Source organism: Microcoleus sp. CAWBG640, assembly GCF_020883015.1.
GTDB classification, from domain to species: domain Bacteria; phylum Cyanobacteriota; class Cyanobacteriia; order Cyanobacteriales; family Microcoleaceae; genus Microcoleus; species Microcoleus anatoxicus.
The window spans coordinates 1-26,876 of the sequence record NZ_JAHRFC010000064.1; the positions used below are offsets into that span (position 1 = coordinate 1).

Below are 26,876 nucleotides of genomic sequence, written 5' to 3' on the forward strand. Positions count from 1 at the left end.
GTATTGGAATCTTGCTTTCATTCTTTGTCCTTTGTTTTACTATTCCATTCTAACAGGCTCGGTAAAATCTACCAAAGAATTAAAGCCGTCCTTAAGGACGGGGTTTTCAACCCAATTTTTTGATAACTCTCTGATAGAATCAGCAAGAAATTAAAGCCGTCCTAGAAGCACGGGGCTTGTACCCATTCTTTTGGTCAAAAGCTAGATACCAATTGCACCCGCCCTTCATCCATTTCATTCATTAATAACTCTAAAGCTTCGTAATCAATATCCGAGATGTAGCCCAGACGAGTTAGTTCGTAGTTGATTTCATTTTCAATATCAGGTGTCAGACGCTTAATATTGAGGGCTTTTTCTACAAGTTTACGAATAGCATGAGTTGCTTGCATAGTAGATCGGAGAACTCAGTATATTTTATATATTGATCTAGATTATATATCTCCGAGGTGATCTAAATCAGAACCCACCAGTGATTTCAATTACTTTCTGGATCTGGTTATCCCAAAGTGTCGTTCTGGGGCTGGTTGTTATGGTAATCCCTATTTTAAAATCAGTAAAATTGAGGCTAAATTGTCTGGTATTTATAATAAATAGTATCCTAGCATACTTTTATGCGGAAAATCTGGCAAAAAAAATTTAAATCAAAAAAATACTTAATCTAGATTATCCGGTGGGGTGGCTGTTTTCAATATCCCATCTCCAATCTAATTTGGTTGGCGGATTGACCGCTTTTGAGGTAGGCTACTTAAGAGTCGCAACTATTAGCGAGTCCAGCCGTGACAGTAACAGTCGAAGAATTACTTACATCAGAAATTAATCAACCTGCTCGTTATTTAGGTAACGAGTTGGGGGCTGTACGCCAGCCTTGGGATGCAGCAACTGTGCGATGGGTGCTGACTTACCCAGAAGTCTATGAAGTTGGTGCTTCCAATCTCGGACACATCATTCTTTACAATATCTTGAACGCCGGGCCGAGGCAGTTGTGCGATCGCGCTTATTTGCCGGCCCCAGATTTAGCAGCCAAACTGCGATCGACTCAAACTCCCCTGTTTGCAGTGGAATCGAGGCGATCGCTCACCGAATTTGATATCCTGGGCTTTAGCCTCAGTTACGAACTCGGAGCCACAAATATTCTGGAAATGCTGGATTTGGCAGGCATTCCCCTAACTTGGCAAGAAAGAGCGACAAGTTCCGAATTGCCACTAATTTTTGCAGGCGGCCAAACGGCAACTTCCAATCCTGAACCCTACGCTGACTTTTTTGACTTCATTGCTTTGGGTGATGGGGAAGAATTGTTGCCGGAAATTGGCTTGATTTTGGCCGAAGGTAAAACTAATGGTTTGAGTCGAGAAGCGTTGTTGCTAGATTTGGCGCAAATTCCCGGCGTTTATGTGCCGCAATTCTACGACATGGCCCCTGATGGTTCAGTCCATCCCAATCGCCCGGATGTTCCGCCACGAATCTTACGCCGGGTGGCGACTCCCATTCCAGCTTATTCGATCGGCCTGGTTCCCTACGTCCAGACAGTACACGATCGACTGACAGTAGAAATCCGCCGTGGTTGTACTCGCGGTTGCCGCTTTTGTCAACCGGGAATGTTGACTCGCCCCGCGCGAGATGTGGAACCTCAACAAGTCGTAGAGGCGATCGAAAAGGGCATGAAAGCCACCGGGCAAAGCGAATTTTCCCTGCTTTCCCTCAGTTGTTCCGACTATCTGGCACTCCCAGCAGTCGGTATGGAAATCAAAAATCGCCTGAAAGATAAAAATATTTCTCTGTCTCTACCCAGCCAGCGGGTCGATCGATTTGATGACAATATTGCTGATATTCTTGGTGGTACTCGCCAGGGTGGGTTGACTTTTGCGCCGGAAGCTGGTACGCAGCGGATGCGGGATATTGTGAACAAGGGTTTGACTAATGAAGAATTGCTCAGGGGTGTGAAAACGGCAGTCGATCGCGGTTGGGATAAAATCAAGCTGTATTTTATGATCGGTTTGCCTGGGGAAACAGATTTTGATGTTCTGGGTATCGCCGAAACAGTCCGTTGGCTGAGTAGGGAATGTCGGATCGATGGCAGACGCCGACTCAATTTCAATTTGACAATTTCTAACTTTACGCCCAAGCCCCATACTCCTTTTCAGTGGCACTCGGTTTCTACTACAGAATTTGCCCGCAAGCAAAAATTACTGAGGGAAGAGTTTCGGGGGATGAAGGGTGTTAAGGTGAATTTCACCGATGTGCGGATTTCGGCAATGGAGGATTTTGTCGGCAGAGGCGATCGACGTTTGGCTGCTGTCGTCCGTCGCGCTTGGGAACTCGGTGCAGGTATGGATGCGTGGTGGGAAAGCTTGGATAAAGCTCACAAGGCATGGACTGTGGCGATCGCCCAATCCGATCTTACCTGGAAATATCGCCAAGTCGAAAGTGGTGAATGGAATTTGTTTGCAGAGAAGGAAGTAACCCCCCCCAGCCCCCCCCAAGGGGGGAATGAGTTAGGAACCCCCCCCAGCCCCCCCCAAGGGGGGAAATCAGAAGGCACACTCGAAGGCGGGAATGAATTAGGAACCCACCTCCTAGATCAACCCTTACCCTGGGATCATCTGGATACGGGAATAGACAAAAATTGGCTAAAACTTGATTTGCAGAAGGCTTTGGCAGCCGCAACAGTCCCCGATTGTTCCTTTGAAGGCTGTTCCCACTGTGGGGTTTGTGGCACTGACTTTGGACACAATATTGTGGTTGAACCTCTGCCAATTCCTCCCTTTGCAGGGGAGTTTGTACCCAATCAAGAGCGCAAACAGCGCTTCCGGGTGTGGTTTGGCAAGGTGGGCGATATGGCTTTGGTTGGTCATTTGGATTTGGTACGATTGTTCGATCGCGTATTCCGTAAAGCCGATTTACCGATTTCTTTTACCGGCGGTTTTCATCCCAACCCTCGCATTTCTCTGGCAAATGCCCTGCCTCTGGGTGTTAGCAGCACAGGGGAAATTGTGGATTTTGAACTCACTGAGTCGATGGACTCCCAGGAGTTTCGGGCAAAATTGGTGGCGCATCTGCCGCCAAATATTCCTGTTTACAAGGTTGAGGCGATCGATCTTAAGGCTCCTTCTGCCAATCAGTTGTTAGAAGCTGCGGAATACCTGATTACTGTGGCTGTAGCTGGTGCGGTGGCAGAAAATGACGAATCAAACCCAGAGAATTTGACCCCTGTTTATGTCGCTGCTAGTGACCAGTGGCAAGCTTGGGTACAGGCGATTTTGGAAGCTGAGGATTTTTGGCGGGAACATACTACCAAGTCGGGTAAGACGCAGCAAGTCAATTTGCGCGATCGACTACAGGAACTAGAAGTGGTAGATTGTCAATCTGCCGACAGTCGTAACTCCCAAGGTAAAGCCGTCTTGCGCTATCAGGGTAGTTGTCGCAGTGATGGTAATGTACTAAAGCCAGAACATCTGGTGTGGATGCTCGAACAAGTCAGCCACCAGGAAATTCAGCTTCTGCATATCCAACGCAGTCAGCTAATCCTGAGTTATGGTTAGAATAGAAAAGTCGAAGGTGGAGCTAGTACCTAGCTAGCGATTAAATAGACAAGGTGGTACACTTATAGACAAATCTACGACCATTTTGTTCAAACCCTGCGCGATTCCCAAAAAAGCTTGGATTCTCAGTAAAGACACTCGCTTTCGCAGGGATGTTTCGGGGAAGTTACCAACCAAACGCACCCTGTCGGGTCATCGGTGAAATCCAGTGTTGAGGTCGAACAATGCTTTTATCCATCAAAACAAAGTTAAAGCTAAACAAGAGTCAGGCAACAATTATGAGCAAACACGCAGGAATAGCGAGGTTTACTTATAACTGGGGATTGGCTACTTGGAGCAACCTTTACAAAGATGGAGTAGCGCCCAACAAATACCTGCTTAAGAAATTCTTCAACAATCATGTGAAACCTGAGTTTACATGGATTAAAGAAACAGGAATCTGCCAGAAGATAACTCAATACGCTTTTGACAATCTTGGAGACTCTTTCTCCTTATTTTTCAAGAAAAAAGGTGGATATCCTAAGTTCAAGAAAAAAGGACATCACGACTCTTTCACGATAGATGCAGGCGGTAAGCCTATTTTTGTGGGCGGTACGTCTATAAAGTTACCCACAATCGGCTGGGTGAAAACTTACGAGGGATTGCCTCATACTACCTGCAAGTCAATCACCATTTCACGTACTGCCGATAGTTGGTTTATCGCTTTTGCTTATGAACAAAATCATGAACCGACCATCAAAAGTCATGAAGTTGTAGGAGTTGATTTGGGAGTAAAAGAGTTAGCTACCCTTTCAACGGGCGTAGTATTTCCCAACCCAAAACACTACAAATCGCATCAGGCAAAACTCAAGAGATTATCAAGAGTTCTGGCGAGAAAGGTAAAAGGTTCTGGAAATAGACAAAAAGCTAAAGTCCAGCTAGGGAAACATCATGCAAAAATAGCAAACCTCAGAAAAAATACTCTGCATCAAATCACTACTTACTTATGCAAAAACCACGCAAGGATAGTAGTAGAAGATTTGAAGGTCAGTGGGATGCTAAAGAATCACAAAATAGCACAAGTAATAGCTGACTGTGGATTCCATGAATTCAAACGTCAGTTAGAATACAAGGCTAAAAAGTTTGGTTGTGAAATAATCATTGCTGACCGTTGGTTTCCGTCAACCAAAACCTGTTCAAGTTGTGGACATATCCAAGATATGCCACTAAAAGAAAGGACTTACAACTGTGGAAGTTGCGGTCATGCGATGGACAGAGATTTGAACGCAGCAATTAATTTAAGCCAGTGCGGTCTTAGGGTGTCCCCAAGTGGAGTAACTGGTGTATCGCGGTTGGCTAAACCGTGAAAGCTTGCTGAGGGATAGCCGCTCCCATGCTCCCGATGAAGCAAGAAGCAAGTGTCTAGACTTGTCTAGTATTTGTATAGCAGCCTGTCAGGGTCACACCTGCAAAGTAAACCTAATAGTCCGCATTTGACTATGGGTTTACAGACTATTCAAAAATAGATGTTTTTGACCAGGTTTGAGGGTTGGTAGTTGACGGAAATCGCAGTCGAATGGCAAGCTGAATTCAGTTGAGTGCAATCCGCCGATCGCACAAGTGTTCAACAAAAGTCCTTACGCTTTCACTCCTACATAATTTCCCTCAAAACCAGCCCTGAACCACCACTTCCTGGAGTTATCAGTTTTTTGTGTAGAGTTGTGTGTTAAGAAATTGGTACGGTGTCACTGAATTGATTCGCTGAGTTCCAATTAACAGTTGCAAGGATTGAATTTTGAGTGAAAGAATTCGTAATTCACAAATCAAAATTCAAGAGACCTCTCCCGTAACTATTGTGGGGTAGGCATCCAGCCTGCCATTGACAGCCTTTTTGGGAGATGTCTAATATTTACAACTCGCTAAAAGCGTCCTTATTTCTATCTTCCAGCTCAGTCTGCGAAGCATAACTCATAACTCTGTACGGGTGGATTTAAGCACTTTATCTGTAACGGTCAACAGTCAACAGTTAATAGTCAACATTTAACAGTCCTTCCATCCTGCAATAAATCACAGCTAATAACTCTTGAAGTTACTACTAATTAAAATCAAAGTTAAAGGCACTATTCAGCGTAGGTGTCTGGAACTTGCTGACAATTTTTTCGAGGAAATTGAATGACTAAGCAGATAGTTATAGCAGAGCAGCATCGTATTGCTGCCGTCTTTTCAGAAGACCAAATCCAAGAACTCGTGGTAGCCACAGGCAGCCACCAAGTTAGTGATATTTACTTAGGCATTGTCGAAAATGTATTACCTGGGATAGATGCCGCCTTCGTGAATATCGGCGACCCAGAACGCAACGGGTTTATGCACGTCACAGACCTCGGCCCGCTGCGACTCAAGCGCTCGGCGGGAGCAATTACAGAACTTTTGACTCCCCAACAAAAAGTTCTGGTACAGGTAATGAAAGAACCCACGGGCAGTAAAGGCCCCCGACTCACGGGCAACATTACTCTGCCTGGTCGCTATTTGGTGCTGATGCCCTACGGACGGGGAGTCAATCTCTCCCGGCGGATCAAGTCCGAAGCCGAGCGCAACCGCCTCCGAGCCCTGGCTATTTTGGTCAAACCAGCCGGCATGGGACTTTTGGTACGCACCGAGGCGGAAGGGATGACTGAAGAAGCCATCATGGAAGACTTGGAAGTGCTACAAAAACAGTGGGAAGCCGTTCAAATTGAAGGCGGTACGACGCGGGCACCGGCACTCCTCAACCGCGATGACGATTTTATCCAGCGGGTGCTGCGGGATATGTTTAGTGGTGATGTGAATCGGATTGTGGTGGACTCGCAAAATGGGATTAAGCGAGTCAAGCAGCAGTTGATGAGCTGGAACGGTGGCAAACTGCCTGCGGGAGTTTTGATCGACCATCATCGAGAGCGCGCCTCGATTTTAGAATTTTTCCGGGTGAATGCTGCCATTAGAGAAGCCCTCAGACCAAGGGTAGATTTGCCTTCTGGCGGTTATGTGATTATTGAGCCGACAGAAGCACTAACGGTGATAGATGTCAACTCTGGTTCCTTTACTCGATCGGCTACGGCGCGAGAAACGGTACTCTGGACAAATTGCGAAGCTGCCACAGAAATCGCCAGACAACTGCGATTGCGGAATATTGCCGGGGTAATTATTGTTGATTTTATTGACATGGAGTCCCGCCGCGATCAGTTGCAGGTGCTCGAACACTTCAATAAAGCTCTCCGGGCTGACAAAGCTCGACCACAAATCGCCCAACTTTCAGAATTGGGGCTGGTAGAACTGACTCGCAAGCGCCAAGGCCAAAATATTTATGAATTGTTCGGCCACAGTTGTCCTACTTGCAACGGGTTGGGTCATTTGGTGCAACTCCCTGGCGAAGAGGAAATGGCCCCAGCGGCACGGGAATCGGGCGATCGCACTGTGGCCACATCCAACCGCGTGTTGTTAAATTTACCCGAAGGATTGGAGCGCCGCAGCTTAGCCCCTGTAGCCGCTGCAAGTCCCACATCGGTGCGGGAAGAACGTTTAGCCGAACCCCAGCGGGCTGCTTGGGAACCTCAGAATGAAAGCTTGGATTTTGAGGCTGGTAGTAATGTTGCTTCTTTGGATTTACTCAACCATCCCAGTTATCAAGACTTGGGGAACGGTACTCGCCGCCGCCGCCGTCGCCGGATTGGGGAAGAAGCTTTTGGACTGCCGGTGGAAGAGGAACCAGTACGCAGCAAGTTGCGACTTCCCAATACTTCCAGCGCTCCCATTGCAGAGCCGAGAGCGGAATATCTTCCACCCCCAGGCATTCGCCCTGCTTCCGAGGGTTTTGGATTGGTGAATATGACGGGTTCCAGGCGCGAAGATTTCGAGCGGGTGCGTCCCACTAAGTCGGAGTTGATGAAGCCGATGGTGGAGCCTCCGGAAGTGATTACGGTGGAAATGACGGCTGAGGAACAGGATGTTTATGCTGTGATGGGGGTTTCTCCTTTGGTGCTGACTAATCGCAGTCTGAAAAATCCTAAGAATGCGATCGTTTCGGTGACAATGCCGGGAGAAGCCCCAACTAAGCCGCCCTTTGAGCAGTTGGAACTTGAATTTACACCGACGGCGCAAGGATCGGAGGTGGAGGAACGGGATTATTATGACGAGATGCCTGTAGTTGAGTCTGTATTTTCTCCTGTATTTTCTGAGGATGCTGAGACGGAAATTTACGATGAAAGTCTGATGGACGACGACACTGATGATTTTGAGCCCATGTCGGAAATGTCCTCGATGTCTGAAATATCGGAAATGAGCGATGAGGCGGAGGAACCAATGCCATCGGAGGAACCAATGTCATCGGAGGAACCAATGCCATCGGAGGAACCAATTCCATCGGAAGAACCGGAGGAACCCGCTATCAATCGCCGTCGCCGTCGCCGTTCCTCTGCTGTTTTGGATGAATAAATAGACCTCTCCCATAATTATTGTGGAACAGGCATCCTGCCTGTTCTTGACTGTTTTTTTAGGAGATGTCTAATGAAGGAAGAAGGAAGACGGAAAACCGCCGACGGAAAACCGCAGACGCAAAAAGGCAGAGGGAAGACAGAAGCAGTAGAAATTTTTACTCTCTTCCCCTCTTTCCATCTCCCCGTCCCTCCCTCTACTGGTATCCCCCTCTCCCCCTCTTCCTCTCCCCAGCTCGTTGCAGGTGTGGATGAAGTCGGGCGAGGGGCTTTGTTCGGGCCTGTGGTGGCGGCGGCTTGCATTTTGCCGATCGAGCTTTTGGATGAGTTGGTAAATTGTGGGGTGCGAGATAGTAAGCAGTTGAGTGCCGCAGCCAGGAGTCGGCTAGCTGTCAAAATCCGGGCTGTGGCTGTGGATTGTCAAATTGGTGTGGCTTCGGTTACTGAAATTGACCGTTTGAATATTTTGCAGGCTTCTTTGTTGGCGATGAAACGCGCCATTATGAAGCTGAATGTTACTCCTGATTTGTGTTTAGTGGACGGAAATCAAAGGATTCCCAATTTGCCGATCGCCCAAGAGACAATGGTGAAGGGTGATTCGCGATCGATTCAGATTGCTGCTGCTAGTATTGTGGCGAAAGTGTGGCGCGATGAATTAATCTTGCGTTTGGCTGTTAAGTATCCTGAATATGACTTGACAAACAATAAGGGATATGGTACTGCTAAACATAAATTGGGATTGGAACGTTACGGGCGATCGGCTTTTCACCGAAAATCTTTTAGCCCGTGTCGATAATAGACATCTCCCGTAATATCAAATCCCGTAGCATCGTCCTGTATTCATCTCTCTATTCTCGGACTCTGTGTCAAGAGCGCTCTCTGCGGTTAAATCATGACCATGCAACGGTCAACGATATAATTACTGTGGAACTGTCATCCTGCCTATTCTTGACTATTTTTGGGGAGACATCTAATACTTAGTTGTAGGAAATATAGCAACACGCTAAGATTAGCATTACTGATACCGAGCTGGGGATACCAGAAACCATAAAATCCCAAATATTTGAGCCATTTTTTACTAAAAAACCAGAGGAAATTGAAGTCAAATCTATTCCTGGCCAAACTAATTTTCATTTTTTTATACCAATGATGTCAGATTTGAGGTTTTAAATTAAGCGATAATTTTCGTCTCACCTCTTGCGATCGCCTTTTGGTTAATCCAATGGGTGACAGGAGGGATTTCCAGAGTTTCCGGTTTTGATGGTTTCACAAGTGGATACTAATCTGAAAATCTCCAGGGTTGTCTATCGCAAGTAGCTGCGATCGATCGCGACTGATGATATCAATCTCTAATCTCTAATCTCTAGTCTCGAATTGATTGACTAATGACAAAGGAGCAAAAATAGATGGCTAAACCAGTGATTTTGTGTGTTGACGACGAGAGAATCATGTTGGACAGTCTGAGGACGCAGCTAGCCGCAGAATTTGGCGATGCGTACAGCTATGAAGGGGCCGAAGATGCCGAAGAAGCTTTGGAGTTAATTAGCGAACTCAATGACGATCAAGTTAGCGTCGTTGTAATTATTTCCGATTGGTTAATGCCCGGTATGAAGGGAGATGAGTTGTTGATTCGTATTCATGAAGAATTTCCTAATATTATCAAAATAATGCTGACAGGTCAAGTTGACGACTCAGCAGTCGCTCGCGCTCAACAACAGGCAAATCTTCATAAATGCTTATCTAAACCTTGGTTAGAAGCAGAGTTACGGGAAACTATTAAATCTGCTTTATCTCATAAACTATGAACCAACAGGTAATTATTTGCGTCGATGACGAGATAACTATACTCAGGGGGCTCAAAGCAGAATTGCGAGAAGCCGTCGATAACGATTATATAATCGAAATAGCTGAAGGAGGAGAGGAAGCCTTAGAATTAATACAAGAATTGCGAGAGGAGGGATCTGAAGTTATTCTAATTATTTCCGACCAGATGATGCCGGGAATGATGGGAGATGAGCTATTAAGGCGCGTACATATCGTGTCGCCGAAAACTATCAAAATTATGCTGACAGGACAAGCGGATGTTGAAGCGATAAGCAATGCGATTAATCATGCCAATTTATATCGTTATATCACTAAGCCTTGGCAAGCAGAAGATTTGAAATTGACAGTTAAAGAAGCGATAAATAGCTATTTTAAAGACAAACAACTTACCGAACAAAATGCGCAACTCCAGCGCATGAATCAAGAGTTGGCAACATTAAACAGCCAGCAAGCGGTACTGATTACTAAATTACACGAAAATGAAAATCGCTTGACACAGTTTTTGGAAGCAATGCCAGTGGGTGTGGGTGTACTTGATACTGATGGCAAAGTTTACTATATAAATCGGAAAGCAAAAGAGATATTTGGTAAAGGAGTTGTATCGGATATGCCTGCGGAAAAATTGTCAGAGGTTTATCAACTTTATCAAGGGGGTACTCTTGAACATTGCCCAGTCGAAAACTTACCAATCATCCGGGCATTGAGGGGGGAAACTTCCGTGGCTGATGATTTAGAAGTCCGACACGGGGAGCAGATTATTCCCGTAGAAATTCAGGCTACCCCAATTTACGATCGGGATGGCAAAATTGTCTATGCTATCAATACTCTTCAAGATATCACGGAACGCAAACAAGCTGAAACAGAACGGAAAAAATTGATTGACGAACTCTTTGAAGTCAATTGCAATTTGGAAATTGCACTGGAGGCAGAATTAGAAATCACTCAGGCGACAAGTCGGTTTGTACCCAATGAATTTTTAGGTTTTTTGGGATGTGAAAGTATTGTTGATATTAAATTGGGAGACGCGGTGCAGTTAGAAATGTCTGTGTTATTTTCTGACATCCGCGAATTCACTACTCTTTCGGAACAGATGACGCCAGAAGAGAATTTCAAATTTATAAATTCTTATTTGAGTCATATGGAACCGCTAATTGTTGAAAATCGGGGGTTTATTGATAAATATATTGGCGATGCAATTATGGCACTGTTTAGCGAGGGTGCTGATGATGCTGTTCGTGCGGGAATAGCCATGTTACACGCCTTGGTTGAATACAATCAAGAGCGCGCTTCTGCTGGCTATATACCCATTAAGATTGGGGTGGGGATTAATACTGGTTCTTTGATGCTGGGTATCGTTGGCGGGCCTAGCCGGATGGATGGTACGGTGATTAGTGATGCGGTTAATTTGGCTTCTCGGATTGAAAGTTTGACGAAAAAGTATGGGGTGTCGCTGTTGATTACTCATCCGACTTTCGAGTGTTTGAAAAATCCTGCTGATTATGCAATCCGCAAAATCGATCGAGTTCAGGTAAAAGGAAAGTCGGAAATGGTGACTGTTTATGAAGTTTTTGATGCGGACTTGCCGGAAATTAAAGCTGGTAAGTTAGCGACGCTGCAAGTATTTAGCGAGGCTTTGTTTTTGTATGACATGAAAAATTTTAGTGGAGCGGCTTTACTTTTTACTGAGTGTTTGCAGCACAATCCTGGCGATATAGTGGCTCAGATTTATCTGGAAAGATGTGATTAGTTATTGGTTATTTGTTATTGGTTATTGGTTATTTGTTATTTGTTAAGTAAATCCACTTAATTAAACGTAAAATACGGATGACCGAAAAGCTGACTGCATAAGTCTTCTTCCTTCTTCCTGAATTTCCCCCCTAGGGGGGGGGCAGGGGGGGGTGACTTCTTCCTTCTTCCTTCTACTTATTTGTTGTTGGTTGTTGGTTGTTGGTTGTTGGTTGTTGGTTACACGATCGCTCCGATTGGTGATTTCATCAAAAATTTCCTATGGTTTCCCAGGCTGTTCTGTTGTGATTTGACAAGAAACTAGAAATGTGATATGTTTAAAAACAAATTTTATCTAAATGGAATATAGCAATCGCCAATCCGCTTTGTTTCTTGCTCCCTTCGACTCGGCTCAGGGAGCAAGGAACAAATCACATTAACAGCCTTGGCGCTTGCTATACTTAAAGGCGATCGACTATTTAGCTACTGTCAATTAAGCTTGGTGTAAAATTTTCAAATCACCATGAATAGCCTAGGTAACTTCCGGGCGATCGTCTAAAATTTGCAAAATCAATAATTTCAGCTTAAAAATGCACGTAGTGCAGTAAGTATCTGGTCAAATCGAGCGTTTTCCGCCTCCTGTAGCATCTATATAATCTTTATTCAACTTCATCACTATGACTAATAATTTGTTAACAATTCCCGGTTATCACATCATCGAAGAAATCTATAATGGATCTAGAACACAGGTTTATCGAGGTGTTACTGAGTCCAACCAAAAAGTGATTATCAAACTGCTCAAAACTGAGTATCCAACTTTTAGCGAACTCGTGCAGTTTCGGAATCAGTACACCATTACCAAAAATCTTGACCTTCCCGGAATTGTCAAACCGATTGCACTCTTAAACTACCGCAATGCTTTTGCTCTGGTAATGGAGGATGTTGGTGGTGTTTCCCTGGCTGAGTATACTGCTAATGCCAAGCAATTGGATAATATCCAATCAAGTAACTCTGACATGGCCTCGCCCCAGACTTCGCCCCTACCGCTAGATGAATTTTTGCCGATCGCGCTTCAGGTTGTCCAAACCCTAGAAGGACTATATCACAACCGAATTATTCACAAAGACATCAAGCCCCAGAATATTATTATTAACCCTGAAACTAAAGAAATTAAATTAATTGACTTCAGCATTTCCTCACTGTTACCGAGAGAAAACCAGGAAATTCAAAATCCCAAAGTCTTAGAAGGAACTCTGGCTTATATGTCCCCGGAACAAACGGGACGAATGAATCGAGGTATCGACTACCGCACCGACTTTTACTCGCTGGGAGTTACTTTTTACCAACTACTAACAGGACAATTACCATTTAATTCCACCGAGCCCATGGAACTCGTTCACTGTCATATTGCCAGAATGCAAATTCCTCCAATAAATTTGGTTCCAGCTATGGGAATGATGGTGAATAACATGATTATGAAATTGATGGCAAAAACTCCAGAATTACGCTATCAAAGTGCTTCTGGACTGCGCTATGACCTAGAAAAGTGTTGGCGGCAATGGCAAGAAAATGGCAACATTACCGAGTTTGCGTTGGGAAATCGGGATATTTGCGATCGCTTCATCATTCCCGAAAAACTCTACGGTAGAGAAACTGAAGTTAAAGCCCTATTAGAAGCCTTCGATCGCGTAAGCGAAGGCAGCAGAGAAATTATGCTAGTTGCTGGCTTTTCTGGCATTGGTAAAACCGCTGTAGTGAATGAAGTGCACAAACCCATTGTCCGCGAAAGGGGTTATTTCATCAAAGGAAAATTTGACCAATTCAAGCGCGATATTCCCTTTTCTGCATGGGTGCAAGCATTCCAGAATTTAATGAGGCAATTACTCACTGAAAGTCCTGCCCAGGTGCAGAAATGGAAAGTTAAAGTATTTGAGGCTTTGGGTGAAAACGGTCAGGTCATTGTTGATGTCATTCCTGAATTAGAACACCTAATTGGCAAGCAGAAAAAAGTTTCAGAACTAGAGGGGACTGCCGCTAAAAATCGCTTCAATCTATTATTTCAAAACTTCATCCGAGTGTTCGCAACAAAAGAGCATCCTTTAGTAATTTTCTTGGATGATTTGCAGTGGGCAGACTCGGCTTCATTGAAGCTAATACAATTGTTGATGAGCGAGACGAATACCCGCTATGTATTGTTAATCGGAGCGTATCGGGATAATGAAGTTTTTCCAGCACACCCACTGATCCTGACCTTGGATGAGATTCGCAAATACTCGGCAACAGTCAACCAAATAACTTTAGCACCCCTAGACCAACCTTCCCTAAATCGCTTGATTGCTGATACCTTTTCTTGTCCAATAGAAAGGGCAATGCCTTTGACAGAAATCATTTTTGCCAAAACCAAAGGCAATCCTTTTTTTGCAACTAAATTTCTGATTTTTTTGCAAAGTGATGGATTTATATCATTTGATTTTACCCCCATAACCCCCCCAACCCCCCCTTACCAAGGGGGGGCAACGGGAGGGTGGCAGTGCGACATTGCCAAATTGAGAGCGCTTTCTTGGACTGATGATGTCGTAGAGTTCATGGCAATTCAGTTGCAAAAGTTGCCGACCAATACTCAGCAATCTTTAAAACTTGCTGCTTGCATAGGGAATGAATTTGACTTAGCAACTTTGGCAATTGTCTCGAAAAAATCCGAGTCGCAAATTGCGGCAGATTTGTGGCCAGCACTACAAGAAGGATTAGTTATTCCCATCAGTGAAGTCTACAAATTTTTTCAAGACTCGGAATCAGTGGAACTTGCACAAGTATCTGATTTATCTGTTCCCTACAAGTTTTTGCACGATAGAGTGCAGCAAGCAGCATATCTTCTGATTCCCGAATCGCAGAAACAGTCCACCCATCTCGAAATTGGTCAACTGCTATTGAGGAAGGGCGGGCACGGGGGCACCGCCCCTACGGAAGCAGAAAGAGAAGAAAAAATTTTTGATATTGTCAACCAGTTGAATATGGGGGTGGAGTTAATTGACTCTCAGTCTGAGCGAGATCAACTAGCTCAATTAAATTTAATTGCCGGACGTAAAGCCTTAACTTCAACTGCTTATGCTGCGGCAAATATCTATCTCCAAATAGGGATTAAACTCTTGAGGGCTAACTGCTGGCAGAATCAGTATGAATTGACCCTGAATCTCTATGTTGCTGCTGCTGAAGCTGCCTATTTGAATGCTGACTTTGATGGTATGGATACCCTAGCAGCACAGGTTTTGCAACACGCCCAAACAATTTTAGATCGAGTTAAAATTTACGAAATAAAAATTGCTGCTCAGACAGCCCAGAGCAAGGTGTTAGAAACGATCGCAGTCGCCAGAGACGCACTCTTACAATTGGGAATTGAACTCCCTACCACACCTGATGAAGCTTCGATTGGTAAAGCGCTACAAGCCCTTGCAGGCTACCTCGGCGACAGAAAGATTGAGGAACTAATTGACCTACCTGTGATGAGAAATCCACAGACTCACGCAGCTATGCAACTGTCTGGTATGTTGTTTCCACCCGTTTTCCAGGGAATGCCCGGTTTACTGCCCCTACTTAGCTCGACGATGGTGAGTTTATCGCTCCAATTTGGGAATGCACCCGCATCGACGGTGGGGTATGCGATGCACGGGATGGTGTTGTGTGCATTTTTTCAAGAAGTGGAAACGGGCTATGGCTATGGGCAATTGGGGCTGAACTTACTCGATCGCTTAAATGTACGGGAATTGAAGTCCACAGTTTTACTTTTGTTTGGGGGCTGGATTCAGCATCGTAAAGAAGCTCTTTTAGCAACACTACCGACACTGAAAGATGGCTTTACGGCTGGCATGGAAACTGGCGACTTTGTAGACGCTGGCTACAACATATACATTTATTTTTATACCCATTTATTCGCTGGGGTAGAACTAGACACTTGGGAAGCAGAAATAGCAGGTTACAGGGGTGTCATGGCGCAGTTGAAACAATATTCTGCTCAAATTTATTTGGATATGATTCAGCAGACGGTGCAGAACTTGAGGGAAACCCGTATTCACTCGGATTGCTTAATCGGGGAAGCCTATGATGAAACGGTGATGATTCCCAAGCATTATCAGGACAATGAATTCACGGCGATCGCCTGTGCCTGCATCTTCAAACTGCTGCTTGCTTACTGCTATGGAAACTACACGGCTGCCCTAGACAACATTACCCAAATTAAACAGTATGTGATGGGAGTATCGGGATCGACTTTTGTTCCCATTTTCCATTTCTATGCCGCCCTTACCCATCTAGCACTTTTGCCCACAGATTCAGCAATTGAGCAAACTGAAATTCTTGCCTTAGTGGAAACCCATCAAACTACTCTGCATCAGTGGGCGCAAAATGCTCCCATGAATTATTTGCATAAATTGTATTTAGTAGATGCTGAACGACATCGAGTTTTAGGTCAAAATATGGAGGCGATTGATAATTACGATCGCGCTATTAAACTCGCCAAAGAAAACGAGTACATCAATGAAGAAGCACTAGCTAACGAACTCGCAGCCAAATTTTATCTAACCTGGGGCAAAGAGAAAATTGCTCAAGTCTACCTAACGGATGCTTACTACGCCTATGCACGCTGGGGAGCCAAGGCAAAAGTTGAGGATTTAGAAAAACGTTATCCTCAATTACTTGCGCCGATTTTAAATCAGAAAATGAGCTTAAAGACAGGCGAGACAATTGCTCAAACGATGAGTGGAACTGTTACAGGTACAAGTTCAGGTGTTTCACAAATCCTGGATTTGGCAACCGTAATCAAAGCATCTCAATCACTCTCAGGCGAAATTAATCTCGATAAGTTGCTCTCCACTTTGATGCAAGTGATGATAGAGAATGCGGGAGCCGAAACAGGAGCGATGATTTTGATACAAGGAGATTCATTGTTCCTCGCTGTTCAATGTGCTACTGGTAAATCGTGCAACCTAAACTCAACTCCAGTTGTTGACTCTAACGAAATTCCGATCGCAATTATTAACTATGTCTGGCGCACCCAAGAAACTCTGGTAATAAATGATGCCACTACAGAGGCTACCTTTGCTGCTGACTCTTATATCATCCAGCATCAACCAAAGTCTGTTTTGTGTCTGCCGATTCAACATCAAGGAAAGCCGAGCGCAATTCTGTACCTTGAAAATAATCTGGTGACTAATGCCTTTACGGACGATCGCCTCGCAGTCTTAAATATCTTAGCGTCTCAAGCAGCAATTTCGATTGAAAATGCTCAACTCTATGCTAATTTAGAAACTAAGGTTGAGGAACGTACCCAAGAACTTTCACAGGCTTTAAATACTCTCCAATCTACCCAAGACGAACTGATTCAATCGGAAAAGATGGCTGCATTGGGACAATTGGTGGCGGGAGTAGCTCATGAAATCAATACACCTTTGGGAGCGATTTGTTCCTCCGTAGGTTCTATTGGTGATTTCTTGAGTCAAAATCTCAATCAATTACCCTCATTTTTTCAATCACTATCGCCACAACGCCAACAGCAATTTATCGAGATGTTGGAGCGATCGCAACAAAATACTACAATTGTATCGGGCCGAGAACGCCGCCAATTGAGGAAAGCTATTGTCAGCCAACTACAAGCTCAAGGCATTGCTGAGGCTGATACTGTGGCCAATCTGCTTCTAGATTTGGGAATTTGCGATCGGCTTGAGCCTTTTCTCTCTATATTCCAAGATGCCGAGTGTGACAACTTTCTCAAAACCGTGCGCCAGTTTGTCCGTTTGCAAGAAAGTACACGAGACATTAAAACTGCTTCTGAAAGAGCAACAAAAATTGTCTTTGCACTCAAAACCTATGCCCGATTTAACCAAACTGGAGAAACCATTGAAGCGAATATTATTGATGGAGTTGAAGTGATTTTAACCCTATATCAAAATCAACTTAAACAGGGAATAGAGGTAATTCGTAATTATCAAGAGTTGCCCAAAATTAGCTGCTACTTTGATGAATTAAATCAAGTTTGGACTAATTTAATTCATAATAGTTTGCAAGCTATGAATAACCGAGGGACTTTGACCATTGATGCTAGGGAGGAAAATGGGTCTATAATGGTGAGTATTACTGATAGTGGTTCTGGTATTCCTGAAGAGGTTAAGGCGAAGATTTTTAATCCTTTCTTTACAACTAAACCACCAGGAGAAGGTAGTGGTTTAGGGCTGGATATCGTTAGGAAAATTGTAGAAAAACATGGAGGTGTGATTGAATTTAAATCAATTCCTGGTCAAACTACTTTTACTGTTTCTTTACCGATAGATAGCTAGCCCATAATAAATGTCGCTTGTAGTCGAGTCTAGATCCCCCCTAACCCCCCTTAATAAGGGGGGGACAAGAGCATTCAAAGTCAACGCCTACTCCCCTTTTTAAGGGGGATTTAGGGGGATCTAGACTAGACTATAAACTAGAGGCTGTGTGGATTTCCTCAGTTTGCTAGACTACTACCACCTACCAAGAACTCAAAATGCCTAAACTATCGATAAATAGCTAGCCCATAATAAATGTCACTTGTAGTCTAGTCTAGATCCCCCCTAGCCCCCCTTAATAAGGGGGGGACAAGAGCATTCAAAGTCCCCCTTTTTAAGGGGGATTTAGGGGGATCTAGACTAGACTATAAACTAGAGGCTGTGTGGATTTCCTCAGTTTGCTAGACTACTACCACCTACCAAGAACTCAAAATGCCTAAACTATCGATTTTATGTGTTGATGATGAAGTGATTATTCTCAACAGTTTGCTACGACAACTGCAAACAGCTTTTGGTGATTCCTATGTTTATGAGACTTCAGAAAATGCGGAGGAAGCTCTGGAAATTCTCGAAGAATTGCAAGAGGAAGAAGCAGGTGTGATTGTGATTGTGTCTGACTGGTTAATGCCGGGAATGAAGGGCGATGAATTTTTGATTGAAGTCCAAAAAAAGTTTCCCAATGTTGTCAAAATATTATTGACTGGACAAGCGGATGAAGCTGCCGTAGAACGGGCAAAAGAACAGGCGAATCTTCATCGTTATCTGCAAAAGCCTTGGAGCGAACAGGAATTAATTGCTTGTATTCAAGAAGGATTAAAAAAGATATGAAACCTGTGATTATTTGTGTGGACGACGATCGGACTGTGCTTGATAGTTTGATGAGAGAATTATCAGAAAATTTTGGAGATAAATTTGAAATTGAAACTGCTATGGGAGGGGGTGAAGCTTTAGAATTAGTGGAAGATTTGCTGGCAGATGAATGCGAAATTGCTGTGGTGATCTCTGACTATATTATGCCCGACATGAAAGGGGATGAAGTTTTAAGAAGCATTCACGAGCGATCGCCCAATACGCTAAAAATCATGCTCACTGGTCAAGCTACCATAGAAGGAGTCAGCAATGCAGTTAATTCTGCTCAACTCTATCGCTATATTCCTAAGCCTTGGGTAACTGCACAACTCAATTTCACCCTCCAAGAAGCGTTAAAAATTTATTTTTTAGAACACCAGTTGGCTGCACAAAATGCCCAACTTAGAGCGAGTGAGCGTCGTCTGGCTCAGTTTTTGGAAGCGATGCCTATAGGGGTATCCGTCTACGACACAACGGGAAAAACTACGTACGCTAATCGCAAGGCGAAGGAATTATTAGGGATTGAAGCTTTACCGGAGACGACTATTGAGCAGTTGTCTCCAACCTATCAAGTTTATCGCGCTGGTACTGGACAATTATATCCTAGTGATGAGTTGCCTGTTGTGCGATCGATCGCAGGAGAAACAGTGCGTGCGGAAGATTTGGAATTGCATCACCCGGATCGAATTATTCCCTTGGAGGTTTCGACGACACCAATCTCAGATGAAATGGGAAATATTAGTTATGCCATTTGTACTTTCCAAGATATTAGCGATCGCCAACGAGCAGAAAGCGATCGGCTGCGTCTCGCCCAAGAAAGGGAAGCCAAGAATGTTGCTTTGCAGATGAATCAAGAAATTGAGGCAAAAAACCAAGAATTAGCCCTAACTTTACAAGAATTACAAGCCACTCAGCAACAATTAATCGACTCGGAAAAAATGGCTGCGCTGGGACAATTGGTGGCAGGAGTTGCCCATGAAATCAATACTCCTATAGGTGCGATTCGCTCTTCCGCCGGGAGTATATCCAGCTTCTTGACTACTACCCTAGAACAGTTGCCCGTACTGTTTCAAAACCTTACCGAAGAGGAAGGCCAAGAGTTTATGGCTTTACTTGGGCGATCGCTCAACCAACAATCAATAATATCTACCAAAGAAGAACGCAAGTTGAAGAAAGCTCTCAGGAATCAACTGAAAGAATTAGAGTTTTCAGAAATAGATGCTGAAAATATTGCCGATATATTGGTCATCATGGGAATCGATAGCGAAATTGATATGTTTATTCCTCTATTAACCAAACCTAAAGGTTTTAAAATATTAGAAATAGCCTATAAACTTTCACAAATAAAAAGAGGGATGACGACTATTCAAAACGGGACAGAGCGGGTCTCAAAAGTAGTGTTTGCTTTGAAAACCTATGCCCATTACGAACATTCAGGTCAAAGGACTCAAGCCAATTTAACTGAAGGGATTGAAACAGTTTTAACTATTTATCAAAATCACTTAAAACAAGGAGTTAAGGTAATTAGGAACTATGCCGAATTACCACCCCTACTGTGTTATCCTGATGAACTGAATCAGGTATGGATTAATCTCATCCATAATGCCTTGCAAGCCATGGATAATCGAGGCACTTTAACTATTGATGTTACCACTATTGACGACTCGGTAAAAATCAGCTTTACTGATAGTGGAAAAGGAATACCCGAAGAGATTCAATCCCAAATATTTACTCCTTTTTTTACCACTAAGCCAGCAGGAGAAGGCAGCGGACTAGGACTAGATATTGTCAATAAAATTGTTAAAAAACATCAGGGTAAAATAGAATTTGAATCGATTCCGGGTCAAACTAAATTTAGTGTTTTTATACCAATTACCAGACTTTAGTAATCGGAAAATTAAGTCCATTTTAACTCAATTAAATGTAAAATGATTAGGAAAAGAAATCATGTCGAAACCTGTAATTTTGTGTGTTGACGATGAGAGAATGGTTTTAGATAGTCTCAGGATGCAGTTATCAACAGCCTTCGGTTCTGGCTACAAATATGAATCAGCAGAAGATGCCTATGAAGCTTTAGATTTAATAGAGGAACTCGATGGGGAGAATATTAGAGTGATTGTGATTATTTCTGATTGGTTAATGCCCGGTATTAAGGGCGATGATTTTTTGATTCGCGTTCACGAACGATTCCCTAAAGTTGTTAAAATCCTGCTGACTGGTCAAGCCGATGAAGCAGCTATTAATCGAGCCAAAAAACACGCAAATCTCCATTCTTGTTTGTTTAAGCCTTGGTCGGAAAGTGATTTGAGAGAAACTATTCTATCTGCATTGTCCCAACTATAATGTAAGGGGAATTGGGAATTGGGAATTGGGAATTGGGAATTGGGAATTGAAGAACCCCCCCCTCGCCCCCCCCAAGGGGGGAATTGGGAATTGGGAATTGGGAATTGAAGAACCCCCCCCTGCCCCCCCCAAGGGGGGAATTGGGAATTGGGAATTGGGAATTGAGGAACCCCCCCCTCGCCCCCCCCAAGGGGGGAATTGGGAATTGGTAACAAATAACCAATAACAAATAACCACTGACTACTGACTAATTTGTTCGATCGGCAGTTCAATGATAAACTCTGCTCCTTGACCAGGTGCTGACACGCAACTAAGTTTACCATTGTGTTCGGTAACAACTTTGTGGGAAATTGAAAGACCTAAACCCGTACCTTTTCCGGCTGGCTTAGTGGTAAAAAAAGCCTCGAATAATTGTTGGGAAACTTCTTCCGGCATACCGGGACCGTTATCGGAAATCCTAATCATAGCCTTGGAGTTTTGGAATTCTGTTTTAATTTTAATTTTGCTGCGGTTAGCTTTAGCTTCCGCCACGGAGCGTCCCTCATTGTACTCCTCGATCGCGTCGATCGCATTTCCGATCAAATTCATAAATACCTGATTGATTTTTCCAGCATAACATTCAACCAAAGGCAAGTTTCCATACTCCTTAATTACGGTAATTTCAGGATAGCCACCACGGGCTCTGAGCCGACTTTGGAGAATCAACAGCGTCCCGTCAATCCCTTCGTGGAGATTAACGCTGCTCATTTTATTATCGTCTTTGCGGGAAAAAATTTGGAGTGATCGCACTATTTCCCGAATGCGATCGGCTCCAACTTGCATGGAGGACATTGCTTTTGGTAAATCTTCTAACAGAAAATCTAGTTCTATCTCCTCTATTTTATCTTGAATGATTGCCGGTGGCTCCGAGAATTGAGCCTGGTAAACAGCGAGCAAATCTAGCAAATCTTCCGTGTAGTGACTGAGGTGAACTAGATTACCACAAACGCTGCTGACAGGATTATTAATTTCGTGAGCAACACCAGCAACCATTTGACCGAGAGTAGACATTTTTTCAGTATGAATTAATACGGCTTGAGTTTGTCGCAATTCGTGCAAAGTGTGTTCTAGCTGCTGCTTTTGTTCAGTTAGCTCAGTTTGCGATCGCAGCAAAGCTTCTTCACTGCGCTTTTGTTCAGAAATATCAGTAATTAATCCTTCCAAAGCTATCAATTCTCCCGACTCTGAAAACACTCCCAAACCCTGTTCCCAAACCCATTTTACCTCCCCGGTTTTAGAAGTAATTCGATAGGTTAGTTGATAAGGTCGATTTTCCAGTACAGCCACTTGGACGGCGTTCCACAAAATATCGCGATCCTCCGGGTGAGTCAATTCCGAGAGAGAAATTTTCCTAGTCCCGATAAACTCATCAGGAGAATAACCAGCTAACTGATAGCAACCCTCGCTCACAAACTCTACACTGCGATCGTCATTACGAAAACGATAGGCCATTCCCGGCAAATTGCTCATCAATGTAGCCAAGGTTCGTTGGCTTTCCCGTAGGGCTTCTTCTGCGTGTTTGCGATCGGTAATATCCGTCATTACCGCCAGCATACAGAGTTCGCCGTCCAAATCAATCAACTCTGCTGATAGCAAACACACCACCACCGCACCCGACTTAACACGAAATTCGTATTCGTGATTGCGAACCACACCTTTTTCTTGCAAAATGCTCCTAAACTTGACTCTTTCTTCTGGGTTAACCCAAATATTTAATTGTGGTACCGTATAAGCCAGGGCCTCTTCTAAAGAATAACCAATCATCGATAAAAAACTATCATTAACCTCAATTAACCGCCCATCAGCAAAAGTAGTAATAGTCATCGGATCTGGACTCGAACGAAAAGCTTTAGAAAATTTTTCTTCCGACCAACGCAACTGTTTAATAGCTGATTCCAACTCACTTGTGCGCTCTTGAACTCGGCATTCCAACACCTCATTAGCTTGCTTCAGAGCCTCTTGGGCCTGCACCCGTTCGGTGATATCTCGCACCACCGCTTGCAACCCCATTTTGCCACAAATATCCATAGAAGTTAATAGCACTTCTGCGGGAAACACCGAACCATCTAACCGGGAATGTAGCCAGTCAAAACGGCAGTTGCCAGATTTCAAAGCTGTATTAATTCGCTCTTGAGATAAGCTAGCAGAATCTTGTCCGTTCGGTTGCATTAGCGGGCTTAATTCCGAGGGATGCTTACCACAAAATTCTGTTTCATTGGTGCATCCAAACAACTTTAAAGTTGCTGGATTGCAGTCCAAAAAACCTGCTTCATCTAACAGCATTACCGCGTCGCTAGTCGATTCGTACAGAGTGCGAAACTTTTTTTCCGACTCTTGCAAAGAAGCAATCAACCGCATCTTTTCCTCTGTCGCCCGTTTTTGCTCAGTAATGTCCTGTACTACTTGAGAAAATCCCTGTAACTCTCCCTGTTGGTTACGCACAGCATTGACAATAATATTTGCCCAAAATCTAGTGCCGTCTTGACGCATCCGCCAGCCTTCATTTTCATATCTACCTTCAGCAGCAGCTATCAATAATTTTTTCTGTGGCTTGCCAAGTTTAATATGTTCTTGTGTGTAAAAGCATTGAGAATGTTGACCGATTATTTCACTAGAAGTGTAGCCAAAAATCCGTTCAGCTCCCGAATTCCAACTCGCTACATATCCTTCGGTGTTTAACATAAATATGGCATAATCTTTAACACCTTCAATTACTAAACGCAGTCGTTCCTCACTTTCTCTAAGGGCATATTCTGCTTGTTTTCTCTGGGTAATATCTTCCACAAAACCTTCGTAGTAAAGCAATTTACCAGATTCATCACAGACGGCACGGGCATTTTCTGAAATCCAAATTATCGTCCCGTCTTGGCGATGAATCTGCGATTCAAAATCTGAAACGCTACCATTATTTTGTAGGTCTGAAACAAACTCGTCACGTCGTTTGGGATCGACATAAAGCTGGTCGCTAATGTCGGTTAATCCAGTGATTAATTCGGCTGGGGAGTTATAGCCGTAGATGCGAGCCAAAGCTGGGTTGGCGCTGATGTAGCGACCATCAATGGTTGTTTGAAAAATGCCAGAAACAGCATTTTCAAACATACTGTAATATTTGGCTTCCATTTCCTGTAGTGCCTCCTCAATTTCTTCTCGATACATATTTTTTATGTGGGTTTTTTTAGTGGTCATTTTTTATACCCTGCTTTTGTTATCTTAATTTAATATTTGGGAAGCATCCCGATTTTGCATAGGCGAAGCATGACCGCAGTAAATCTCTGGTTATAACTAATAAATTGTCTGCGGTCATGCTTCGCCCCTACGAATATATTTACAAAACACAGATGCACCCAATATTTGTGGCGAGCCATGAGTCACAATTTAATGGTTAATTAGGCTTTCGCATACCTACTGTGTGACTATTAACTATTTTCGATAATAGATAACATAGCCGATCCCTAGGTAGTTTGCACAAAGCTGGTGTTGCTCTGTAAAATTGGCACAACCGAGGGGCAATAGTTGTATCAAAAAATTCATATTGGACTACTGCTGGTGTGTTCTTTCTGTAGTGCTACTAACATTTTGCCAGAAGTTTCAGCGCTGTGGTGTAAAACGCGGCCCGGAACTCTGCTAAAATCCCGATCGACTCTCGGTTTGGTAGACAAGCTCGATCGCGATTCTCCGAAACAGACCGGGCTGCTTGTTCCCAATTGCGATCGCCTGCAAACGCTACAGGTTGCGGGAGCAATTGTTAAATTGTTCAATTCTTCAATCCTTCAATCCCATGACTGATTCTCCTCTGTGGCCTAGTTTGCTGCAACAATTGTTAGACAAACAATCTCTCTCACGCGCCACCTCCGCCAACCTGATGCAGGGATGGCTGAATGAAGACATTCCCCCCGTACTCTCCGGCGCGATTTTAGCAGCCCTCCAAGCCAAAGGAATCTGTGCCACAGAATTAGCGGGCATGGCTCAGGTATTGCAGTCTCAATCCCTCCCAGGAGATTTGGATTCGATTTCCCCCACTTCACTACCTTTAATTGATACTTGTGGCACAGGTGGCGACGGCGCTTCCACCTTTAACATTTCCACTGCTGTCGCTTTTGTCGCCGCCGCCGGCAAAGTGCGAGTGGCGAAACACGGAAATCGATCGGCATCAAGTAAAGTAGGTTCTGCTGACGTCTTGGAAGCACTGGGAGTCAACCTCAACGCAGATTTCCAAAAAGTAAAGGCGGCAGTAGACGAAGTAGGCATCACCTTTTTATTTGCGCCTGGGTGGCATCCCGCACTCAAGGCTGTAGCATCGCTCCGGCGCACTTTGAAAGTACGGACTGTTTTTAACCTTTTGGGGCCTCTCGTCAATCCTATGCGCCCTACAGGTCAGGTAATTGGGGTGTTCGATTCCAGTCTGGTATCAATCATTGCCGAAGCTTTGGGCGAGTTGGGGACTGAATTAGCCGTAGTCATTCATGGCAGAGAAAAGTTGGATGAAGCTGGTTTGGGAGATGTTTCAGACTTGGCGGTTTTGTCCAACGGTAAAGTAGAAGTAACGACTTTAGATGCTAGAAAAGTAGGATTGACACCCTGTGCGATCGGCTGTTTAAAAGGGGGAAATGTTGAAGAAAATTCCGACATTTTGCGAAACGTGCTTCAGGGTAAGGGAACGGAGCCACAAATGGATGTTGTGGCTTTGAATGCGTCCTTAGCCCTTCAGGTGGGAGGTGCAATTCCTGTTGGCGATCATCAAGCAGGGGTGGTTTTAGCTAAGGAAATTTTATTGAGTGGAGAACCTTGGTTGAAGTTACAAGAGTTGGTGGAATTTTTGAAATGAAGTTATTAGTCTCTTGACTGTTGTTAAAAATAACAAATAACAACTAACTCATTCCTAAGATCTATCTCTAAATTCAATCACATCTTGCTTAATCGTCACATCTTTATCACCAAAAAAGTCGTGCCCCAAAAGCCCGATCTCCAAAGACGGTGAAATTGCCACAACTACATTTTTAATCGACAAACCACCCGCTTGAATAGAAGTGAGGCGACCTAGTGGAAAAGTAGCCTCTCCGTTGGGAGTTTTTGCTTGCACTGTCCCCTGGGGAACTACCCCCAAGGCTTTAGCCATGGCTGGTGTAATTACTGTGCCACTGGCACCGGAATCTACCATCATATCGAACTTTTGTATCCCGTTAAAGGTGACTTCTATAACCGGGATATTCGCCTCTCGGCGTTTAATTTTTGCCTGAAATACTCCAGACTTGGCTGCTGTGGGAGCAACAGGAGTCAATTCTTTAGGCAAAAAACCGCACACCGATTGGCTTAAGTTGACAGTTCGCCCGGAGGAGCTGCGCATGAAGCATCCCTCAGTTTCTTGAGCCACTGCTCGCGAGGAGTTTGACCCCCAATCAACTAAGATGGAACTACTTACAGAAATAACGGCTGTTAAAACCAGTAACGGTTTGCGTAGTTTTGGAGCGTGCCGTTGATGGTTGTATAAGTTTGAGAGTAAAAGCTCCAGAGATTTGCTAGTCATAATTTATGGAAATGCTGTAGCTCGATCCTAACAGCGACAACCGCCAATTGGTATAGATTTCGCCGTTGCGATCGCCTCGCCTCATCAGTATTACAAAAGTTCGATCGACCAGATAGAGGCTGGTTGCTTTCCCAGACAGAAAGTTGTATAGCAGAAATTTGAAATAATATTTGTATTTTGCCGGCTAGCATCAAATCCCCGGCAGTGATAAGAATGAAACCAGACGACAGTAATTAAGGATGCCATGTCACTTTCAACTGCACAACCCGCTCTCCTAGTCCTC

At 44.0% G+C, this 26,876-nt stretch carries 16 protein-coding genes; 11 read left to right on the forward strand and 5 right to left on the reverse strand.

All coding sequences use genetic code 11. The annotated features are described in order from the left end of the window. Nucleotides 1-194 precede the first annotated feature (194 nt). Nucleotides 195-389 (reverse strand): hypothetical protein, encoded by a 195-nt coding sequence (locus AAFP11_RS23350; RefSeq protein ID WP_340525455.1) that lies wholly within the window; start codon nt 387-389, stop codon nt 195-197. Nucleotides 390-776: 387 nt separating this feature from the next. On the opposite strand from AAFP11_RS23350, the gene AAFP11_RS23355 reads away from it, so the two are divergent. The 10 genes from AAFP11_RS23355 (at nt 777) to AAFP11_RS23400 (ending at nt 21,030) form a co-directional block, all read left to right on the forward strand. After that, complete coding sequence (locus AAFP11_RS23355) at nt 777-3,539, forward strand: TIGR03960 family B12-binding radical SAM protein (RefSeq protein WP_341739179.1); 2,763 nt, start codon at nt 777-779, stop codon at nt 3,537-3,539. A 224-nt stretch (nt 3,540-3,763) separates the two neighbouring features. Further along, entirely contained in the window at nt 3,764-4,885 is a 1,122-nt protein-coding gene (locus AAFP11_RS23360) for an RNA-guided endonuclease TnpB family protein (RefSeq protein ID WP_341739180.1), read from the forward strand. Nucleotides 4,886-5,690: 805 nt separating this feature from the next. Then, nucleotides 5,691-7,985 (forward strand): Rne/Rng family ribonuclease, encoded by a 2,295-nt coding sequence (locus AAFP11_RS23365; protein WP_341739181.1) that lies wholly within the window; start codon nt 5,691-5,693, stop codon nt 7,983-7,985. A gap of 72 nt (nt 7,986-8,057) precedes the next feature. Continuing rightward, the gene (locus AAFP11_RS23370; RefSeq protein WP_341739182.1) at nt 8,058-8,780 is read left to right on the forward strand and encodes a ribonuclease HII; all 723 of its coding nucleotides are present in this window, start codon (nt 8,058-8,060) and stop codon (nt 8,778-8,780) included. A 610-nt stretch (nt 8,781-9,390) separates the two neighbouring features. Next, nucleotides 9,391-9,789 carry a response regulator gene (locus AAFP11_RS23375; RefSeq protein WP_341739183.1) on the forward strand — a complete coding sequence of 133 codons (399 nt, stop codon included), beginning with the start codon at nt 9,391-9,393 and terminating at the stop codon, nt 9,787-9,789. Further along, nucleotides 9,786-11,555 carry an adenylate/guanylate cyclase domain-containing protein gene (locus AAFP11_RS23380; protein ID WP_341739184.1) on the forward strand — a complete coding sequence of 590 codons (1,770 nt, stop codon included), beginning with the start codon at nt 9,786-9,788 and terminating at the stop codon, nt 11,553-11,555. The genes AAFP11_RS23375 and AAFP11_RS23380 overlap by 4 nt, the downstream gene beginning before the upstream one ends. A 655-nt stretch (nt 11,556-12,210) precedes the next feature. Beyond that, nucleotides 12,211-17,859 (forward strand): AAA family ATPase, encoded by a 5,649-nt coding sequence (locus AAFP11_RS23385; RefSeq protein ID WP_341739185.1) that lies wholly within the window; start codon nt 12,211-12,213, stop codon nt 17,857-17,859. 411 nt (nt 17,860-18,270) lie between these two features. Continuing rightward, on the forward strand, nt 18,271-18,666 hold the full coding sequence (locus AAFP11_RS23390) for a response regulator (protein ID WP_340524057.1): 396 nt from the start codon (nt 18,271-18,273) through the stop codon (nt 18,664-18,666). Beyond that, entirely contained in the window at nt 18,663-20,573 is a 1,911-nt protein-coding gene (locus AAFP11_RS23395; RefSeq protein ID WP_341739186.1) for an ATP-binding protein, read from the forward strand. The genes AAFP11_RS23390 and AAFP11_RS23395 overlap by 4 nt, the downstream gene beginning before the upstream one ends. Before the next feature lie 61 nt (nt 20,574-20,634). Beyond that, nucleotides 20,635-21,030, forward strand: a complete 396-nt coding sequence (locus tag AAFP11_RS23400; protein ID WP_341739187.1) for a response regulator — start codon at nt 20,635-20,637, stop codon at nt 21,028-21,030. A 240-nt stretch (nt 21,031-21,270) separates the two neighbouring features. Here the strand turns inward: AAFP11_RS23400 and AAFP11_RS23405 are convergent, their stop codons facing one another. Both AAFP11_RS23405 and AAFP11_RS23410 read right to left on the reverse strand, forming a co-directional pair. Next, the gene (locus tag AAFP11_RS23405) at nt 21,271-24,255 is read right to left on the reverse strand and encodes a PAS domain S-box protein (RefSeq protein WP_341739188.1); all 2,985 of its coding nucleotides are present in this window, start codon (nt 24,253-24,255) and stop codon (nt 21,271-21,273) included. 382 nt (nt 24,256-24,637) lie between these two features. Beyond that, nucleotides 24,638-24,811 carry a hypothetical protein gene (locus tag AAFP11_RS23410; RefSeq protein ID WP_341739189.1) on the reverse strand — a complete coding sequence of 58 codons (174 nt, stop codon included), beginning with the start codon at nt 24,809-24,811 and terminating at the stop codon, nt 24,638-24,640. A gap of 36 nt (nt 24,812-24,847) precedes the next feature. Here AAFP11_RS23410 and trpD point away from each other — a divergent pair, with 36 nt between their 5' ends. Further along, the gene (gene trpD / locus AAFP11_RS23415; RefSeq protein ID WP_341739190.1) at nt 24,848-25,894 is read left to right on the forward strand and encodes an anthranilate phosphoribosyltransferase; all 1,047 of its coding nucleotides are present in this window, start codon (nt 24,848-24,850) and stop codon (nt 25,892-25,894) included. Between the two features lie 54 nt (nt 25,895-25,948). On the opposite strand, the gene AAFP11_RS23420 is transcribed toward trpD, so the two are convergent. Both AAFP11_RS23420 and AAFP11_RS23425 read right to left on the reverse strand, forming a co-directional pair. Then, nucleotides 25,949-26,593, reverse strand: a complete 645-nt coding sequence (locus AAFP11_RS23420) for a retropepsin-like aspartic protease (protein ID WP_341739191.1) — start codon at nt 26,591-26,593, stop codon at nt 25,949-25,951. 90 nt (nt 26,594-26,683) lie between these two features. After that, nucleotides 26,684-26,876, reverse strand: a 193-nt coding sequence (locus tag AAFP11_RS23425; RefSeq protein ID WP_341739192.1) for a hypothetical protein, incomplete at its 5' end; no start/stop codon positions are given.